Source organism: Nocardioides lianchengensis, assembly GCF_900101465.1.
Classification (GTDB): domain Bacteria; phylum Actinomycetota; class Actinomycetes; order Propionibacteriales; family Nocardioidaceae; genus Nocardioides; species Nocardioides lianchengensis.
This window is the reverse complement of record NZ_FMZM01000002.1, coordinates 319,763-334,732: the sequence shown is the minus strand read 5'-3', so window position 1 is coordinate 334,732 and position 14,970 is coordinate 319,763. Positions and strand designations below refer to the sequence as shown.

At 70.1% G+C, this 14,970-nt stretch carries 21 protein-coding genes; 4 read left to right on the top strand and 17 right to left on the bottom strand.

The window, feature by feature from the left end; translation table 11 throughout:
* Nucleotides 1–5: 5 nt before the first annotated feature.
* Nucleotides 6–1,739: a hypothetical protein gene (locus tag BLT76_RS05175; protein ID WP_090851715.1), complete on the bottom strand. Its 1,734-nt coding sequence runs from the start codon at nt 1,737–1,739 to the stop codon at nt 6–8.
* Nucleotides 1,740–1,744: 5 nt separating this feature from the next.
* On the bottom strand, nt 1,745–2,344 hold the full coding sequence (locus BLT76_RS05170; protein ID WP_090851713.1) for a hypothetical protein: 600 nt from the start codon (nt 2,342–2,344) through the stop codon (nt 1,745–1,747).
* A gap of 569 nt (nt 2,345–2,913) precedes the next feature.
* Between BLT76_RS05170 and BLT76_RS25320 the strand changes: the two genes are divergently transcribed.
* A complete protein-coding gene (locus tag BLT76_RS25320; RefSeq protein ID WP_139175422.1) occupies nt 2,914–3,648 on the top strand; it encodes a TRADD-N-associated membrane domain-containing protein in 735 nt (244 codons plus the stop codon).
* Nucleotides 3,649–3,765: 117 nt separating this feature from the next.
* On the opposite strand, the gene BLT76_RS05160 is transcribed toward BLT76_RS25320, so the two are convergent.
* Together BLT76_RS05160 and BLT76_RS05155 are read right to left on the bottom strand one after the other, a co-directional pair.
* Nucleotides 3,766–4,488: a YfbU family protein gene (locus BLT76_RS05160; RefSeq protein ID WP_170866938.1), complete on the bottom strand. Its 723-nt coding sequence runs from the start codon at nt 4,486–4,488 to the stop codon at nt 3,766–3,768.
* A gap of 61 nt (nt 4,489–4,549) precedes the next feature.
* A complete protein-coding gene (locus tag BLT76_RS05155; protein ID WP_090851705.1) occupies nt 4,550–5,662 on the bottom strand; it encodes a hypothetical protein in 1,113 nt (370 codons plus the stop codon).
* 117 nt (nt 5,663–5,779) lie between these two features.
* Here BLT76_RS05155 and BLT76_RS05150 point away from each other — a divergent pair, with 117 nt between their 5' ends.
* On the top strand, nt 5,780–6,271 hold the full coding sequence (locus tag BLT76_RS05150; RefSeq protein WP_139175421.1) for a hypothetical protein: 492 nt from the start codon (nt 5,780–5,782) through the stop codon (nt 6,269–6,271).
* Nucleotides 6,272–6,843: 572 nt separating this feature from the next.
* Here the strand turns inward: BLT76_RS05150 and BLT76_RS05140 are convergent.
* From BLT76_RS05140 to BLT76_RS05130, 3 genes are read right to left on the bottom strand one after another with little or no spacing between them, the layout of a single operon-like run.
* Nucleotides 6,844–7,707, bottom strand: a complete 864-nt coding sequence (locus BLT76_RS05140; RefSeq protein ID WP_090851695.1) for a hypothetical protein — start codon at nt 7,705–7,707, stop codon at nt 6,844–6,846.
* Between the two features lie 2 nt (nt 7,708–7,709).
* Nucleotides 7,710–8,147, bottom strand: coding sequence for a helix-turn-helix domain-containing protein (locus BLT76_RS05135; RefSeq protein WP_090851692.1), 438 nt, complete (start codon nt 8,145–8,147; stop codon nt 7,710–7,712).
* Entirely contained in the window at nt 8,144–8,578 is a 435-nt protein-coding gene (locus tag BLT76_RS05130; protein WP_090851689.1) for an ASCH domain-containing protein, read from the bottom strand. Before BLT76_RS05130 ends, BLT76_RS05135 begins: the two co-directional genes overlap by 4 nt.
* 30 nt (nt 8,579–8,608) lie before the next feature.
* Between BLT76_RS05130 and BLT76_RS05125 the strand changes: the two genes are divergently transcribed.
* Both BLT76_RS05125 and BLT76_RS05120 read left to right on the top strand, forming a co-directional pair.
* Nucleotides 8,609–9,133, top strand: coding sequence for a hypothetical protein (locus tag BLT76_RS05125; RefSeq protein WP_139175420.1), 525 nt, complete (start codon nt 8,609–8,611; stop codon nt 9,131–9,133).
* Between the two features lie 21 nt (nt 9,134–9,154).
* Nucleotides 9,155–9,769, top strand: coding sequence for a hypothetical protein (locus BLT76_RS05120; RefSeq protein WP_139175419.1), 615 nt, complete (start codon nt 9,155–9,157; stop codon nt 9,767–9,769).
* 58 nt (nt 9,770–9,827) lie between these two features.
* On the opposite strand, the gene BLT76_RS05115 is transcribed toward BLT76_RS05120, so the two are convergent.
* The 10 genes from BLT76_RS05115 to BLT76_RS25585 all read right to left on the bottom strand — a co-directional run bounded on the left by BLT76_RS05115 (nt 9,828) and on the right by BLT76_RS25585 (nt 14,804).
* A complete protein-coding gene (locus tag BLT76_RS05115) occupies nt 9,828–10,097 on the bottom strand; it encodes a hypothetical protein (RefSeq protein ID WP_139175418.1) in 270 nt (89 codons plus the stop codon).
* Nucleotides 10,098–10,162: 65 nt separating this feature from the next.
* A complete protein-coding gene (locus BLT76_RS05110; RefSeq protein ID WP_090851676.1) occupies nt 10,163–11,077 on the bottom strand; it encodes a DUF2303 family protein in 915 nt (304 codons plus the stop codon).
* 3 nt (nt 11,078–11,080) lie between these two features.
* Nucleotides 11,081–11,455, bottom strand: coding sequence for a hypothetical protein (locus BLT76_RS05105; protein ID WP_090851673.1), 375 nt, complete (start codon nt 11,453–11,455; stop codon nt 11,081–11,083).
* Nucleotides 11,452–11,760, bottom strand: a complete 309-nt coding sequence (locus tag BLT76_RS05100; protein WP_139175417.1) for a hypothetical protein — start codon at nt 11,758–11,760, stop codon at nt 11,452–11,454. Before BLT76_RS05100 ends, BLT76_RS05105 begins: the two co-directional genes overlap by 4 nt.
* Nucleotides 11,760–13,211, bottom strand: a complete 1,452-nt coding sequence (locus BLT76_RS05095) for a ParB/RepB/Spo0J family partition protein (protein ID WP_090851668.1) — start codon at nt 13,209–13,211, stop codon at nt 11,760–11,762. Before BLT76_RS05095 ends, BLT76_RS05100 begins: the two co-directional genes overlap by 1 nt.
* A complete protein-coding gene (locus tag BLT76_RS05090; protein WP_090851665.1) occupies nt 13,208–13,573 on the bottom strand; it encodes a hypothetical protein in 366 nt (121 codons plus the stop codon). The genes BLT76_RS05095 and BLT76_RS05090 overlap by 4 nt, the downstream gene beginning before the upstream one ends.
* Entirely contained in the window at nt 13,570–13,902 is a 333-nt protein-coding gene (locus tag BLT76_RS05085) for a hypothetical protein (protein ID WP_090851662.1), read from the bottom strand. Before BLT76_RS05085 ends, BLT76_RS05090 begins: the two co-directional genes overlap by 4 nt.
* Nucleotides 13,899–14,153, bottom strand: coding sequence for a hypothetical protein (locus tag BLT76_RS05080; protein ID WP_090851659.1), 255 nt, complete (start codon nt 14,151–14,153; stop codon nt 13,899–13,901). Before BLT76_RS05080 ends, BLT76_RS05085 begins: the two co-directional genes overlap by 4 nt.
* Before the next feature lie 88 nt (nt 14,154–14,241).
* Complete coding sequence (locus BLT76_RS05075) at nt 14,242–14,637, bottom strand: hypothetical protein (RefSeq protein WP_090851655.1); 396 nt, start codon at nt 14,635–14,637, stop codon at nt 14,242–14,244.
* A complete protein-coding gene (locus tag BLT76_RS25585) occupies nt 14,634–14,804 on the bottom strand; it encodes a hypothetical protein (protein WP_170866937.1) in 171 nt (56 codons plus the stop codon). Before BLT76_RS25585 ends, BLT76_RS05075 begins: the two co-directional genes overlap by 4 nt.
* Nucleotides 14,805–14,970 lie beyond the last annotated feature (166 nt).

The following is a 14,970-nucleotide window of genomic DNA, read 5'->3' as shown; positions in this document are numbered from 1 at the left end:
TCGGGTCAGAGCGGGATGTTGTTCCAGTCGACGGCGTCGCCGAACTCGGCATGGCTCGCACCGAGCGCGTGGTCGGCGTCCTCGGAGATGCCTTCCGGGGCGGGCGGCGGCTTGTCCTGCAGGGCGCCGTCCTCGATGGCCTGGGCCCGGGCGGCGTACGACAGGAGCATCGAGATTGCGGCGTCGATGAAGACGCCCTCGAGGCGCTTCACGACCTTCAGGTAGTGCTCGATGACCTGGCCATCGGCGCCGACGCGGGGCTTGGTGGCCTTGCGGGTGCCCTTCGCGATGACGGCGTCCGCGACGTGCTGGGTGAGGTCGGCGTCGCCGGAGTGCGTGAAGGTGTCGTTGTCCCGGGCGACCAGGAACAGGTCGAGGATCGCGTCCATGCGGGACTGGACGTTGGTGGGGACCTCGACGACCTTGCCGGGCCAGCGGGCGGCCCACAGCGACATGTACTCGCCCCACTTGTAGGGGTCGCCGTAGAGGTACCAGACCTTGTAGCCGTCGAAGGCGTTGGTGACGGCCTCGTCGACCTTCTTGCGATCGACCCGCAGGTCGGTGCACGCGGCCGGCGGGTGGTCGGGCTTCTCGCACATGCACTTCGGCGAGAAGGTCCGGAGGTGGAAGACGCGGCCGTCGCTGATCCGGGTCGCGGTCAGCGTGGTCTTGTCTCGCGCCCGGGATCCGTCGAAGCCGAGGGCGACGGCCTCGCCGGGGGCGAGCACGGACGGCCGGGAGAAGGCGGCCCACTTCTCGGTGGGGCAGAGGACCTGCTCGCCGGACAGGATCTCGGAGAGGAAGAACCGGCGGCGCTCGGTCTCCAGCTTCGACTTGTCGCGCACCGAGCGGGTGATGCGCTGGCTCGACACGTGGCCGCCGCGCTCGCGGAGGCTGTCGCCGTAGAGGTAGATGATCTCCCGCTGCAGCGCCTCGTCGTCGTCGAGCTCGACCCGGGTCCGTGCGATCCGGGCGTCGATGAGGATGTGCGGGTCCTTGGCCTCGTAGACGCGCTGGGCGTGGGACCGCTCGGTGGGGTCCCACGTGTTGGTGGCGGCGGTCCACATGCCGTTCATGCCGTCGGTCGACCGGATCAGCGTCTGGGCGAACGTCAGCGGCGAGCGCTGGCCGCCGGAGGCGCCGGTCTTCACCGTGTCGGTCATCAGGCCGTTCTCGGTGAGCGACACCTTTGTGAAGCGGCCACCGAGCCGACCGACGGCGGTGGTGGTGAGTCGCTCGACGGGGTTCCCGCAGGGCAGCCGGATCTTGTCGAGGGTGACGTCGACGCCTGGGTAGTCGGCCAGCTCGGAGGCCTCGACCATGGCCTTCAGCGGGAGCCAGGTGTTGTTGGCCTGGTCGTCGTTGAGCGCGGCGACCGCGACCCACGGCGACGGGTGCGGCCGGCCGACCGGTTCGCCGTTCGCGTCCCACCCGGCGAAGTCGCACGGGCCGAAGGCGTGGAAGAGGTCGAGGGCCGACAGGATCGGGTCCTTGCCCCACTTCTGACCGCGGACGACCATCGACCCGCCGTACTGGAAGGCGTCGTTGCCGATGTCGCCGGGGGCGTTCGGGTCGAGCCGGTACTTCCGCAGCACGTGCTTCTGCTGCTCGGGGTAGAGCTGGAACGGCTGGCCCATCTTCGGGCCGTCCGGGATCGGGAGCGTGTCGCGGATCCACTGGAGCGCGACGTGCCCGAGGGTCGGGAACTCCTTCGGGACCCGAGGCCCTCGCCACGGCACGGCGGTCAGTCCTCGTCGTCGTCGACTGCCAGGACGACGACGGTCGCGCCGTGGCCGTCAGTGCCCGTCGCCACCGAGGAGAGCTGGGCCCGGCCGCGCTGCTCGGCGAGCTCGTCGGTGGCGATCGTCCACATCAGGTCCTTCATGCCCTTGGGCGTGAGGCCGAGGTGGTGACCGCGCTGCCGGGCCTCCTTCGAGTCGTCGAGCGACCCGACCTCGGCGGCGGCCTTGTGCCGGACGTACTGCGCGACGTCGCGGTCCCACTTCAGCTTCGCCCACTGGCAGGCCTGGGGCGTGCGCCAGAGCTTCTTCCAGAGGTCCTTCTCGCCCTCGACGATCGCGTCCCGCTCGGCCTCGGCGATCGCGAGCCGCTCCCGCAGCCGGGTGAGCTTCGTCCGCTCGGTGCGGGACAGGTCCTCGTCGAGCTCGCGCTCCTCCAGCGCCTCGAGCTCCTCGCGGATGAGCCGGATCCGAGCGGTCAGCCGGGGGTTCTCCGGCAGCGGCCACTTCGGGGTCCGACCGCGGTAGCCCTCGGCGGGGAGGACAACGACGCCGACCCGAGGGTTGCGTCGGGCGGCGAGCGGGTTGGGCGGAGGTCCGGGCAAGGCTCGTCACCTCCTCTCGCTGGGGGCCGAGGGCCCCCAGGCGGAGCGCAACGCGCTGAGACGACGGGTCCGTGCACACGAATCGCCTCTGGATCCCGTACAGAACTCTTTTCACGTCCCCCCGGGTCTAGCCCCCCAGGGGTCCTGGATTTTTCAGGTGGGGGGCCGAGACGTTGCAGGAGACGTGCTCAGGGGCTCTCGGAGCCCCACAGGCGGCGTCCGGATGCCCGAGGTGCCAGTCCTGGCCCGGCCGGATGAGCGGGTCGTCAGCCCGGCACAGACCGGACGTGAAGCGACGGCAGTAGACACCGTCCGCGTCGATGACGAGCTGCCACGAAGCGCGCTCTCGCTGGTGCGCGGCGTCGTACCCGCGGGCGGTCGAGCTGCCCCGAGCCTGCTCGCGGGCGGTGCTGCACGACGGACACCGGCTGCCCTCCACTGGGCGTCCGCAGCCGAGGCAGGGACGGAGGGGCACGACGTGACCTCCGTTTCCACCGTTCTTCGGCGGTTGCTGCCGCGTTACGGCACCATCCAAGGATGCGTTTCGTCATTTGCGAGTTGAGCAAGCGGTGATCGATTGGGCCGAAGTGGTTCCACCTGCCGTTGCCCTACTTGGTGTCAGCGTCGCTAGTACTCAACTGCTTCGAACCGTTCGACGCTCGACAGACAAGGCTGAGGCGAACTACCGACAGAGCCTGCGGATCACCTACGGGCCAAAGGTCGTGTTCGAGGAGTTACGTGCCGCGAGCGAGGCCGCTCCTGCACAGCTTGAGGTAATCAACGGCGAAGCGGACCCATTGCCCCACGGCAAGACGCCGCCGAAGCTCGATGGCGAGCCGTCGCTGAACCCACCTGAGGCAAACGACCATCGGGCGCGACTTGCCGCGCTGCCGATCGACTATCACGCTCAAGTGCTAGCTCAGTCCCGCCAGAGCTTCATACTTAGCGTCGGGGCTGCCGTCGTTGGATTCCTCGTCATCACGATCGGAGTCATCCTGGCGTTCGTCGGGACGGCGCCGGCGACCATCGCGACGATGGCCGGTGGAGTCATCGCCGAGGCCGTGGCCGCGTTGTTCTTCACGCAGAGCAACAGGGCACGTTCCGTCATGGCCGGGCAGCTGGAAGGGTTCCGCGAGGCGGACGAGGTCTCCCGGCAGGCTACAGAACGCCGCGATCTGATCGAGATGGTCCGGAGTCCTGAGAAGCGCGACGACCTCCTGGTGGAGACCGTGCTCATGTTGGCCGGTCGGGTGACTTCCGAGCGACCGGGCCGACCCGGCGATAGCCCGACCGAACCGGTCTAAGCCCACTCGATCCCGTACGCCTCGGGACGGAGGCGAAACGGCGCCCACGCACTTCGGGGGCACCGTCCGCTACAGGATGCCACACCGCGGGCGAGATCGCTCGCGGAACGGCGTGTGTCACGCGCTCTTCGCGATGCGCTCCAGGTCGTCGAGGGAGAAGTCGTAGACGCTGCTGAACCCGCCACCGGCTTCGCGGCGCTCCTTCAGGACGGCGCGGTAGGTGACGACCATGCGGCGGTACGACACCAGCATCGGGGCGTGGGAGTTGCCGCCGTCGTGCTTGTCGTCGATCCTCGTCGAGACCTCCCCCCAGCGCCCGGTCGCGACGAGGTGGCGGACGTAGCCCAGCATGTGGATCTCGACCGAGTCGTTGCCGTCGAAGCCGCCGAAGGACAGCTCGCGGAGGTTGTCCTCGCCGAGGGTCTCGCGCTCCTTCTTGGTGAGCTTCTCGACTGCGGCGCCGCAGACGCGGAACATGTCGAGGATGTCCATCACGATCCGGCAGTTCTCGGGGCTGAGCTCCTCCCAGATGCCGCCGAACTCCTTCTCGTACTCCAGCGTGTAGCCCCGCTGGAGCACCTCGATCATCGACTCGTGGTACTCGATGTCGTGTCGGTCCTTGCTCAGCTTCGCCAGGATCTCGTGGTTCTGCACGAGCAGCTGGCGCTGAAGCTTGGTGAGTCCGACCGGGGCAGGCCGACCGCCGACCTCCTCCTCGCGGCCGAGGAGGCTGTTGATCTGCGAGCGGAGCAGGTCGCTGACGTTGGTGCGCTGGGAGGCGGCGAGCTCCTCCAGGGCGCGGCGTGTCGCGTCGTCGACGCGGATGGTGAGCGGGGGCATGAGCCCTTCCTCTCTGTCATTCGTCATACACAGCGTACGACGTCGTACGCGATAGCCTACGTCATACGGCAGATGAAGCCAAGGAACGCCGTTCGCGCTGCTGGAGAACGTCGGCCACGTCGTAAAGGAGGCGGCCGGAGCCGTCCTTGCCGCGCTTCGTCACGAGGCCCTTCGCTGCCCAGCCGCGAGTCGATCCCTCCGGGACGCGGTACGTCTCGCGGATCTGGCTCGCCGTGAGCGCCGGCGCGACCGTGACGTAGACGCCGGCGACCTTGGCGCGGTAGTCGTGCTCGGTCCACCACTGGGCGCACATCGGGCAGGTCCAGCGGTCGTCGTCCTCGGTGGCGCCGTAGGACTTCACGAGGTGGCCCTTGCCGCAGGCCGGGCAGGGTGCCCCGGTCTCGTCGTAGGGGGCGACAGCGAGGACCTCCTCGAGGTGGCCACGGCACTGGCCGACCTCGCGGGCGAGCTGGCCGAAGTCGAAGGCCTGGTCGTGCGCGAGGCGGCTCAGGTGGCCGTCGAGGTACGCGGCGGCGGTCGCGATGTCGATGCGTTCTCCGACGGTGTCGAGCAGCTGGTCGAGGTGGTCGCGTACGGCGAAGTCCCACATGCCGAGGACCCACAGCGGGTGGAGCTCGTCGCGGACGTCCTCGTGCCAGGCGATGACGTCCGGGCACAGCTGACCACGGACTCGGTCGCAGGACTGGTGCTTGCAGGGCTTCCCGTCGTCGTCGGGGGCGCAGCTGGGCCCGGACGCTGGCGGCAGCGTGGCTGGGCACTGGCGGCTTCGGACGCGCTGGCAGCGGCACAGCTTGCCGGTGACCATCGACCGGTGGACGTGGCGCTGGGCGTCGTAGTTCGCGGCCGGGCCGGCGTGGAGCGCGGCGAGGCTGTTGACGCCCCGCTCGGTGGCTGCTGCGGTCATGATCATGGAGAGGTCGCCGATGCGGGCGATGTCGGTGCGGGTCGTGCCGATGCAGCTGGCGCAGGTCTCGTCGGTGCCGCGGCCGTCGACGGTGACGTGCTCGTGGCCGCAGACCTGGCAGTGCCGCTCGGGGCATGCCTCGCAGCCAGGGCAGCCGCTGGTGTTGCAGTCGCGGTGGTGGCTGCGGAGCATCCGCGGCTGGTCGTCGCCGACCCAGCGGCAGGTCGTGGCGGTGCTGGTGGTGATCACGGGGTCTCCGTCGTCGTGGTGCTGAGCTGGTCGGTCGGGGACGTGCGCGTATGACCGAGGAACTGGTCGATGCACGGAACGCGAGACAGTCGCGGCGTCGGCGCGTACCGTCCCGGCGTGAGTTGGCAGCAGAGCGACACCTGGCAGTGGTGGCTGCAGTACGGCTTCGACGGCATCGCGGGCGGCCTTCTCGGAGGAGCGGCCACCGGCCTCGTGTTGTGGGGAACCATCAGGCACGAGCGCCGCATGTCTGAGGATCGCGATCTCCGGGATGCGGTTCGTCGACTCCAGGTCGTGGCCATGTCGGTGGGCATGCACCCCGTAGCCGACCCGCTCGAGCGACACCACCGGGTCCTGCAGCTGCTGGCGGCGATGATCGAGGTGGAGCCCCTGGCCCAGCGGCTCGCTCCCGCACTGAAGAGCGACATCGCACGTGGTCGCCAGTTCATCTTCACGGATCTTGGGTCGGCGGATCCCAATGCGATGCTGCTCTCTCGGTTCACGGCCGCGCTGTCCGCGACGCTTTCCTCGTGGTTCGCGGATCCGAAGAAGTTCCAGAAGACCGCCGAGAGCACTGGCGACTGGCTCGACGGACTCAGGTCCGCCTGACTCGGGCAGGTAGTCGATCGTGTCACCATCAACGGGTCTCCGATGAACCATCGAGAGGCAGTGGAGTGTCTTCCTCCGGGATCGGCTCCGTGCAGTCGATGCACGCGGACTCCGGGCCGTCGGCGTGGTGGGCCGTGCGCCATCCGGCGGCGTCGGGCTGGTCGTAGTGGTCGTGGTGGTCAGGCTCCGTGATGACGGGGTAGGGCTTGATCCGCTCGACGGGTACGCCGTACGCCGTCGCCCGGCCGTAGGTATCTCGCCGGTCTCGTCGTAACGGGCGGCTGCCCATGCCCAGGCCTGGTCGTGGGTCATGCCCTGGTTGATGGCGTCGGCGAGGAGGGCCATGTCGCGGGCCTGGACTAGCAGCTGGGTCCGGGTGACGGTGAGCCGGCGGCCCTCGTCGGTGTCGCGGAGGTCGTGCCAGTCGGTGCCGAAGACCTGGAGACCGATGGCCACGGCGTAGAGGTATGGGACCTCGATGCGGAGCGGTCGGACCTCGCCCTCGGCGGGGTGGGGGTAGAGCTCGTGGGCGTAGCGGCGGATGGTGCGTCGTCCGGGGAGGGCGGCGGTGGTCATGCTCGGCTCCTTCGTGAGCGGGTGGCGGCGGGGTCGACGCCCTTGGCCTCGGAGGCGCACTGGACGCAGTGCTTGGTCGTTCCGGAGTGGCCCGGCTCGTCGCAGGGCGGGGCGGGGACGGCGTGCAGCGGCGTCCCCGGCGAGGGGAGCGCTTGCCAGGCAGCGAGCCAGGCCTGGGCGAAGACGGCAGGCCGGTCGGGCCGGTACGACGCCTTCGCGGCGTGGACGAGTCGGGAGTCGCCGTGAAGGTCGACGAGCCGCTCGATCTCGGCGAGGTGCTCGGCGGTTAGCTTGTCCCAGCGGACGGTGAGCTTGTGGGCGTCGAGGGCTGCTCGAAGGATCTCGACCGCCGGAGGCAGGTCGAGGGTCTTGGGCGCGTTGTCCACAGGTGCGGCGGCGGCCCGCGCAACTGCTGCCGCAGCAGCAGTTGTCTCTCTCTTACTCTCCCTCTCTGATTCATAGAGGGATTCCTCGTGACCGTCCGCGCCCGCGTCCGCGGACACGTCCTCGGACTGGTCGGTGTCGTGTCCGGCTGCGCGGCTCGCGCGCTTCCGGTCGCGGTCGCGCTTCTTCTTGTCCTGGAGCTTCTTCAACTCGGCGTTGATGGATGCCCAGTCGACGATCATGTAGCCGCCGCGAACGCGGACCCACAAGCCGGTCTTCGCGAGCCGGTCAGCGATCTTCTTCGCCTGGGCCGGCCGGCGGGTGAGCATCGGGAGCATGGCGTCGGGGATGAAGCCGTCGGTGCCGAGCTCGCCGGCGAGGGCGTCAGCGCGCTTGAACATCACCTCCATGGCGTCGTCGCCGGTGGCGATCTCGATCAGTCGGTAGTAGCCGACGAGGGACTTGACCCAGTCCATGGTCAGGCTGCTCCTCTCTCCATCTCGGCCGCGGTCTCGCGGGACGCGCGGGTGAGCTCGGTGCGGATCCGGTCGGCCTGTCGACCGAGCTGGACGGACTCCGCGACGCGCTTGCAGCTGTTCATGGCGGTGGTGTGGTCGCGGCCGAGTGCGCGGCCGACCTTGGGCAGGGAGAGGCCCTGGTCCCGGAGCAGAAAGGCGGCGACGTGTCGGGCGGCGACGACGGCGTGGTGTCGGTCGCGGCCGATGATCTGGGTGACCTCGACGGCGTACGCCGCGGCGACCGCGCGGAGCGTGACCGCGGTGGTCGTGCTGAGGCCCTGGAGGAGATCGGCGACATCGTCGCGCAGCTGGGCCATGCGCCACAGCTGGCGCCGCTCGCGTTCAATCTCGGCGTCGATCGCCGCGCGCATCTCGTAGAGCTCGTCGAGGCGGGTCACGACATTTCCTGACGGCGGATCGCGCCGAGAATCAGCTGGTCGGGCGTGAACAGGCCGAGGCGGCCCGGGCAGGGCACCATCCGGCGCAGCGGGCGCCGGTCTCGGATCTCGATGTGCCAGCCGGTCGGCTCGGCCCAGCGCGAGCACTGGCCGCCGCAGTCGTAGGCGCGGTGGGCGCCGACGACGTTCATCACGCCGACGACGCCGCCGAGCTGGACCTCGGGTGGCGATCCGGGCCCGCCGAGCTGCGGCATCCGCATGTTCGCGAGGTCCTCGGCGGCACGGAGGCCCGCGGCGTCGAGCTGCAGCCCGGCGTGGACCAGGGTCCAGCCGCGGTGCGCGCCGACGACGTTGCGCGACCGGTTCTCGACGTCCTTGCCTCCGGCGAGGATCGCCCAGGCCCAGGGCTGGCGGATCGAGATCGCCTTCATGTTCCAGTTCCGCTCTGTACGGTGCGGGTCATGAACCCGGGAGACACGTGGTGGGGCGTTGTGCTTGACGGGTTGTTTGGCGGTGTCGTCGGCGGTGCGGCGACGGGGGCTGCCGTCTGGGCGACGCTGCGGCACGAGAAGAGGTCTGCGCGGTTGCAGCGGCTGCATGCTTCAGCTGCTCGGTTAGGCGAGATGGCGACCGTGCTCGCGCAGGAGGTCGCCTCGGCGATTCCAGATGAAGTCGAACGAGGTGACTTACGGAGTTGGGCGTCGCAGGTCCGGCTCATCCAGGCCGCTTCGTTCGATCTCTGGGCCGGCATCTCGGACGATGAGCCCGACGCTGCCAAGGTGCTGGACAAGATCCGAGACCAACTGTCGGGGGCGACGCTGGGTCGCCGGGGCGAGTGGGAAGACAATCGCAATGAAGCACTCGAGGCGCTTGGATCGCTCTCGTCGTTCTCGGTCGCGTGGATCACAGAGCCCGACCAGTTCGTCGAGAAGAAGAAGCGACGGATCACCTTCCAGTCACCGGTGACTCGACAGATTCGTCCATAGAGTGCAGATACGGTGCGCGCCATGGATGAGACCTGGTCTGGCGGACACCTAAACGATCCGTCGTGGTGGTGGGCCATCGCGAGTGACGGCGTCCTTGGCGGCATCATCGGCGGCCTCGTGACCGCGTGGGCCGTTTGGCTGACGCTTCGGCATGAGAGGCGTAGTTCACGACTGACGTCGTCGCAAGATGCGGCTGGTCGGATGCTCGGCCTCGCGGCGGCTCTGCTCACCGAGATTGGGCAGACGTCGTTCGCCGGCCGGACCCCGGAATCGGATCTCGTCACTCTGGAGAAGTGGTGGGCCTCGTATCGCACCATGCAGGCTGCTTCAATCGAGTGGGCGTCGCGGATGAAGCTTGACTTTCCAGGCGCCTCCGCTGCCGTAGCAACGCATCGTCGGAAGGTGCACGACGTGCTCATCGACCGTTCGTCCACCCTCGAAGAGCGCCAAACGCCGTTGAGCGAGGCCGTGGCTGACGTGATCGTCCACGCGTCGACATGGCTCGGGGACCCGAAGTGCGACGAACCCGGGATCTTCGACCGGGCGGGCCTTCGGACAGCGAGAGCGACAACGGTCGTAGACGCCTCGGTATCACCTGCCACGGTGCAGACCGAGTCCACGGTCTCGTCGGCGTGACGCACCCCCACTTCGCCCAGACCTCGGAGAGGCGCTCGCCTTACGACGCTGGTGAGTCTCATGGCCGGGGCCTGGGACGTCGGCCGCACTGCAGCTGCGCCTCCATCAGGACCCAGGACGCGACGCCCTCGACGGGAGGCAGGTCGACACCCGCGGCGCCCGTGGCCACGACGCGCACGCGGCACTTCCCGCTGAGCCAGTGCTCGGTGTACGCGGCGTTGGCGATCACGTTGGCGCGGAGCGTGGAGATGATCTGGCCGAGGTCCTCGGTGGTCTCGGGGTCCAGGACGGCGCCGATGCTGAGGCGGTAGGGCCATACGACGGTCATGGAGCAGGTCCCGGGCCCCGCGACGCGGCCCGGCTGCGCCCCGTCGTCGGGGCCCCGGAAGCGGGTCACTCGGGGCGGCCCTTGAACAGCGGGTGGCGGATGTTGTTGTCGACGTGGTCGACGTACTCGATGAACGCGGCGCGGACGATGTCGTCGGGGTTGAGCAGCGCGTAGAAAAGCGAGAGCCGCCCGCTGGTGATCCGGTAGCGGAACCGGGCGATCAGCTCGACCGGGTCGGCGCCCTCGAACGGCGCGACGGCGATCGTGAAGGTCTGCGGGATCTCCAGGTCACCGCCCTCGCCGGCGCGGGCCTGGGTGGTCTCCTCGTAGCGCAGCTGGACCTGGCCGTCGCCCAGCCGGACCGCGGACTTGAAGTCCACGCCGGTGGTCGCGATGAGCGAAGAGGCGATCTCCAGCATCGTCGCGGCGTCGGGGGTGACGACGTCATTGGCGCGGTCCTCGAGGTGCTCGGCGAACTGCTCCTGGGTGAGCGCCTTCTTGTCGAGGGCGCGCCAGGCCTTCCAGGCGTCGGTCTGCACGAGCTCCAGCACGACACGGTGGTCCCGGTGGCCGGCCAGGCCGCCGGGCCTGTCGGTGTTGTCGACGTCGGCCTCGGCGTGGGCGTTGATGACGCCGACGAGCTGCATCTTGCCGAGGTCGGCGAAGACCTCGGTCTCGGGCAGGCCGTGCTTGGCGAGGTACTCAATGAAGGAGGGGGCGTCCTGGACGAAGACGGTGCCCTTCTTCCGGATCGGGTGCGGGGCGTAGCCCTCGTACTTCTTGTCGAAGTCGAGCTCGAGGGCGTCGACGTCGATGACGTGCGGCTGCTGGCCGTCGGCGCGGGGCAGGACGAAGAAGCGGCTGCCTTCGGCGAGCGCCTCCGGCATGGGCTTCATCGCGTAGCCAGCGAGGACGGCGGCGGCGGTCTCGTTGCTGCCGAACTCCTCCGGGCTGAAGTCGGGCGGGGTGGTGGTGCTCATGGATCAGGCCTCTCGTCGGGCGGCGGTCGACGCGGTCGCGTCGGCCGGGTCGGTGGGGACCCCCTGCAGGGACGGGAACTCGTCCTGGTTGGGGTCGCGACGGACGGGTCGGCCGTCGTCGGTGAGGAAGAAGGTCGAGGGCAGCACCGAGCGGCGCGGGACCTTCGAGCCGACCTGGTCGGTGACCTCGAGGCGCGGGGTCTCGTGGTCGTTGACCTTCTTCGGGGTGAACTTCAGCTTCACGACGACCTCGCCGGGCTTGCCGGTGTCCTGGCAGGCGGCGATGACCTTGGCGATCTCGTCGGTGAGCTCCTGGCTCAGGCGTCCGCGGCGCAGCTCGGCGAGGATGTCGAGTGCGGGACGCGCGTGTGCGCTCATGGGGCGGGGTTCTCCTTCGTGTCGGTGGTGCTCGGGGTGGTGCACTCGTGGGGGACGTGCCAGGGCATGTCGCGGACCTCGGCGTCGGCCTCGACGTCGGAGCACTGCCGCTGGACCTGGATGAGCTCGACGAGGTCGACGACCTTGTAGGCGGTGCGGCCCATGACCGGGAAGGCGTTCACGGCGAGCGGGTGGTGGCCGTCGACGGGGGTCGGGTCGAAGGTCCGGACGTTCCCGGTGAATGGCGAGCGGAGGAACACGACGGGTCGGCGGCACGTCCGGCACTTCGCGGGGCCGCGAGGCATCAGGACGCCGCCTCGGCGGTCTCGTTGACGAGCTCGGTGTGGCGGATCTCCAGCTCGGTGCGGACCTCGCGGTCGACCTCGCTGAGCGGGTAGCCGGCGGTCTTCAGCCAGTCCCACACCGCGAGGGCGTGCTGGATCTCGGTGAGGTCGTCGGAGAGGTCGTCGACGGCGTCGAGCGCGGACGCGATCGACGCGGCGGTCCAGGCGGCGAACGTGGCGAGGGCGTGGGTCGGCTTCGCGACCGCGACGGTCGCGGCGGCGATCGACCGGGCCCGCTGCTGGCCGGCGTACGACTGGTCGTCCTGGGCGACGCCGAGCGCGGCGAGGAGGGTGCGGGTGTCGATCGCGTCCTCGGAGCCGGGGGCGGTGATGAGCAGCGGTAGCGCGGCGGTCGCGGCCTTCGCGAGGTCGGAGTGGGTGCGGGGCGGGAGGAGGTGGGCGAAGTGCTCGCGCATCCAGTCGAGCCGTGCGGCGGACGCGGCCGCGCGTCGGGCGGCGCGCTGCTCGCGCTCGGCCTGCTGGGCCTCCCACTGGGAGCGCTGCTGCTCGCTGACGACCGGGGCGGTGCTGGTGGTGGCCGGCAGAGGGTGGAGGGACCCGTCGCGGCACAGAAGCCGCGGCTCGCGGTGCTGGTCGGCGTCGCCGTCCTCGTAGACGAGGCAGCCGTCGTGCCCGGCGGGGTCGCGGAGCTCGTCGGTGGTGAACCAGGCGACGGGGTAGATCCGGTTCGGGCCGGTGACGCGCTGTCCGTCGGGCCACTCGACCAGGGCGATCCCGGCCGCGGTCCACTGCTCGACCTGGGCGGCGTACGACGCGAGGGTGTCGCGACGCCTCCGCAGCACCCGCACCTCGACCTGGAAGTCCGGGGTCCCGAGCGCGGCGTCGAGGCGCTCGGCGGCGGTCTCGTCGCCCGCGAACTCGAGGACGGCTTCGGCGTCGGCGATGGTGATCTCGCCGGCGTGGAGCCGGCCGCGGGCGGTCTCGCCGAGGCTGGTGAGCCGGAGGCGGGCCTTGATGGTCGACTTCGCGCGGCCGGTCGCCGCGGCGATGGCGTCGATGTCGTGCCCGAACAGGGTGAGTTGCTCGTAGGCCGCGGCCTCCTCGGCCGGGGAAAGGTCGGAGCGGTGGAGGTTCTCGACGAGCATGAACTCCAGCTGCTGGGCCTCGGTGACGAGATCGTCGCGCAGCATGACGGGGACCTCGTCGAGGCCGGCCTTCGCGGCGCCGTCGAGGCGGCGGTTGCCGCCGAGGGCGTAGTAGCCGTCCCAGTCGTACGCCGGGGCGACCGTGAGGGCCTGGGCGATCCCGATGGAGCGGATCGACTCGACCATCTCCGGGTCAGCGACCGCGGCCCAGCGGGCGTTGTTCGGGTGTTGCCGGACGCGGTCGAGCGGCAGGGTGGGCGTGGTCAGGTCGACGGTGGTGTCGGTGGGGTGCTCAGTGGTGGTCATGCGGACTCCCGGTCGGTGAGGGCGCCGCGGACCGGGGCGTAGACGTTCACCCGGGCGGCCTTGGTGGAGCGGAGGGTCGACGGCGTGACGCCGACGTATCGGATGAGGCCGTCGAGCTGGGCCTGGATGAGGCGGCGGCTGATGAGGCACTTGCGGACCTCGGGCAGCAGCGGGCGGAGGTCGTTGGCGGAGAACGGCCGGCCCTGGCGGACGAAGGCGTGGATCACCTGGTCGATGACGCGGCGGTCCCACTCGTCGGCCTTGCCGTGCTCGCGGGTGGATGCCTCGTAGAGCTCCCAGCCCTTCGCGACGGCGGCGCGTACGGCGTCGGAGACGGGCGCCTCGATGATCGGGCCGCTCACGAGGTCGCCGACTTCCAGCGGCCGACGAGGGCGTCGAGGTGCTGGTCGGAGAACTCCCACCGGTGCACGGGGTGCGCGCGCCAGTTGCGGAGGTCCTCGGCCGGAGGGATCGAACGGGAGCCGGTGGACGGGGCGCGATCGGGGAGAGCCGCTCCGTCCACCGGGCCGTGTCCCGCCACCGGCCGCGCTTCCCATTCGCAGCTGGTGGCGGGAGTCTGGGGGTAGGGGTCCTGCATCGCGGCGAGGATCCGGGCGCGGTCCCGCGGCGGGACCGAGGGGAACAGCACCGCGGCGGTGCGGCGGGCGATGAGGATGACGAGGTTCGTCATGTCGGGTCACCTCCAGCGACCTTCAGGTGTCGGGCCGGCTTGGCCGGCGGGAGTGCGGCGAGGTCGGACGCCTCCTGGGCGGCCTTGCGCAGGTAGGCGACGTGCGCGGCCGCGGCGTTGATGTCGGCCGCGGGGATGCCGCCCGAGGTGGAGATGAACTCCAGCCCGTCGGCGAGGTCGCGGGCGGTCTCGACGTCGACGACGACGGTCACGACGCCGGGCGCGATGAGCGCGTCGAATCGGGCGGTCACGTCGTCGCCCAGATGACGAGGACGACGATGAGGATCACCGCGGTGAGGACGGTGAGGTCTCCGGCGCTGTCGGCGAACAGCGGCCGGATCATGACTGCACCTCGACCGGTCCGTACGCCGTGACGAGCTCGTCCCAGAGGAGGACGCGCCCGACCTTGGTGTTGTACAACGGGCCCTGCTCGGCAGTCGGGCACGAACGGCCGCACGTGTGCCACCAGGCGCCATCGGCCGGCGCCCAGGTGCATCGCTCGCGGTCGAGCACGCGGGAGTCGGGCGAGGTGGACGGCTCGGGCGTCATGGCCGCGGCGGCGGCGTCGAGGAGTTCGGAGACCAGCGCGGTGACCCCCGATCCCCAGTAGCGCTGCTCGCGCACGCGAGTGGCGGCCTGGCGAAGGTGCATGACCGTGGCCTCGTCGACCGTCATTTGCTTCGGGCCCGTGGTGAGCTGCGGACGGGGGACGCTGATCCGGCGAGGGGCGGTCACTGCAGGGCCTCGTTCGCGTCAGCGCCGTCGAGGACCCAGTCGAGGACCAGCCAGCCGAGGTAGAGCACGGCTACGACCAGCGCGAAGACGACCGCGGCGGCCTGGAGCTCGGCCTGGGTGGCGGGCTGCGGGGTGCCATCGCGGACGACTGTGGCGAGCGTGATCACGCGGCACCGCCCTGGAGGACGTCGTGCAGCTCGAAGAGGAGCCCGACGACGTCGGAGACCTCGAGGGGCGCGGAGGGCGTGGTGCTGGTCGTGGTCGGTCCCGTCATGGGACACTCCCTTCAGTTCGTGAACCCCGGTCTGCCTGCAAGCTGTGGCCGGGGTTCCG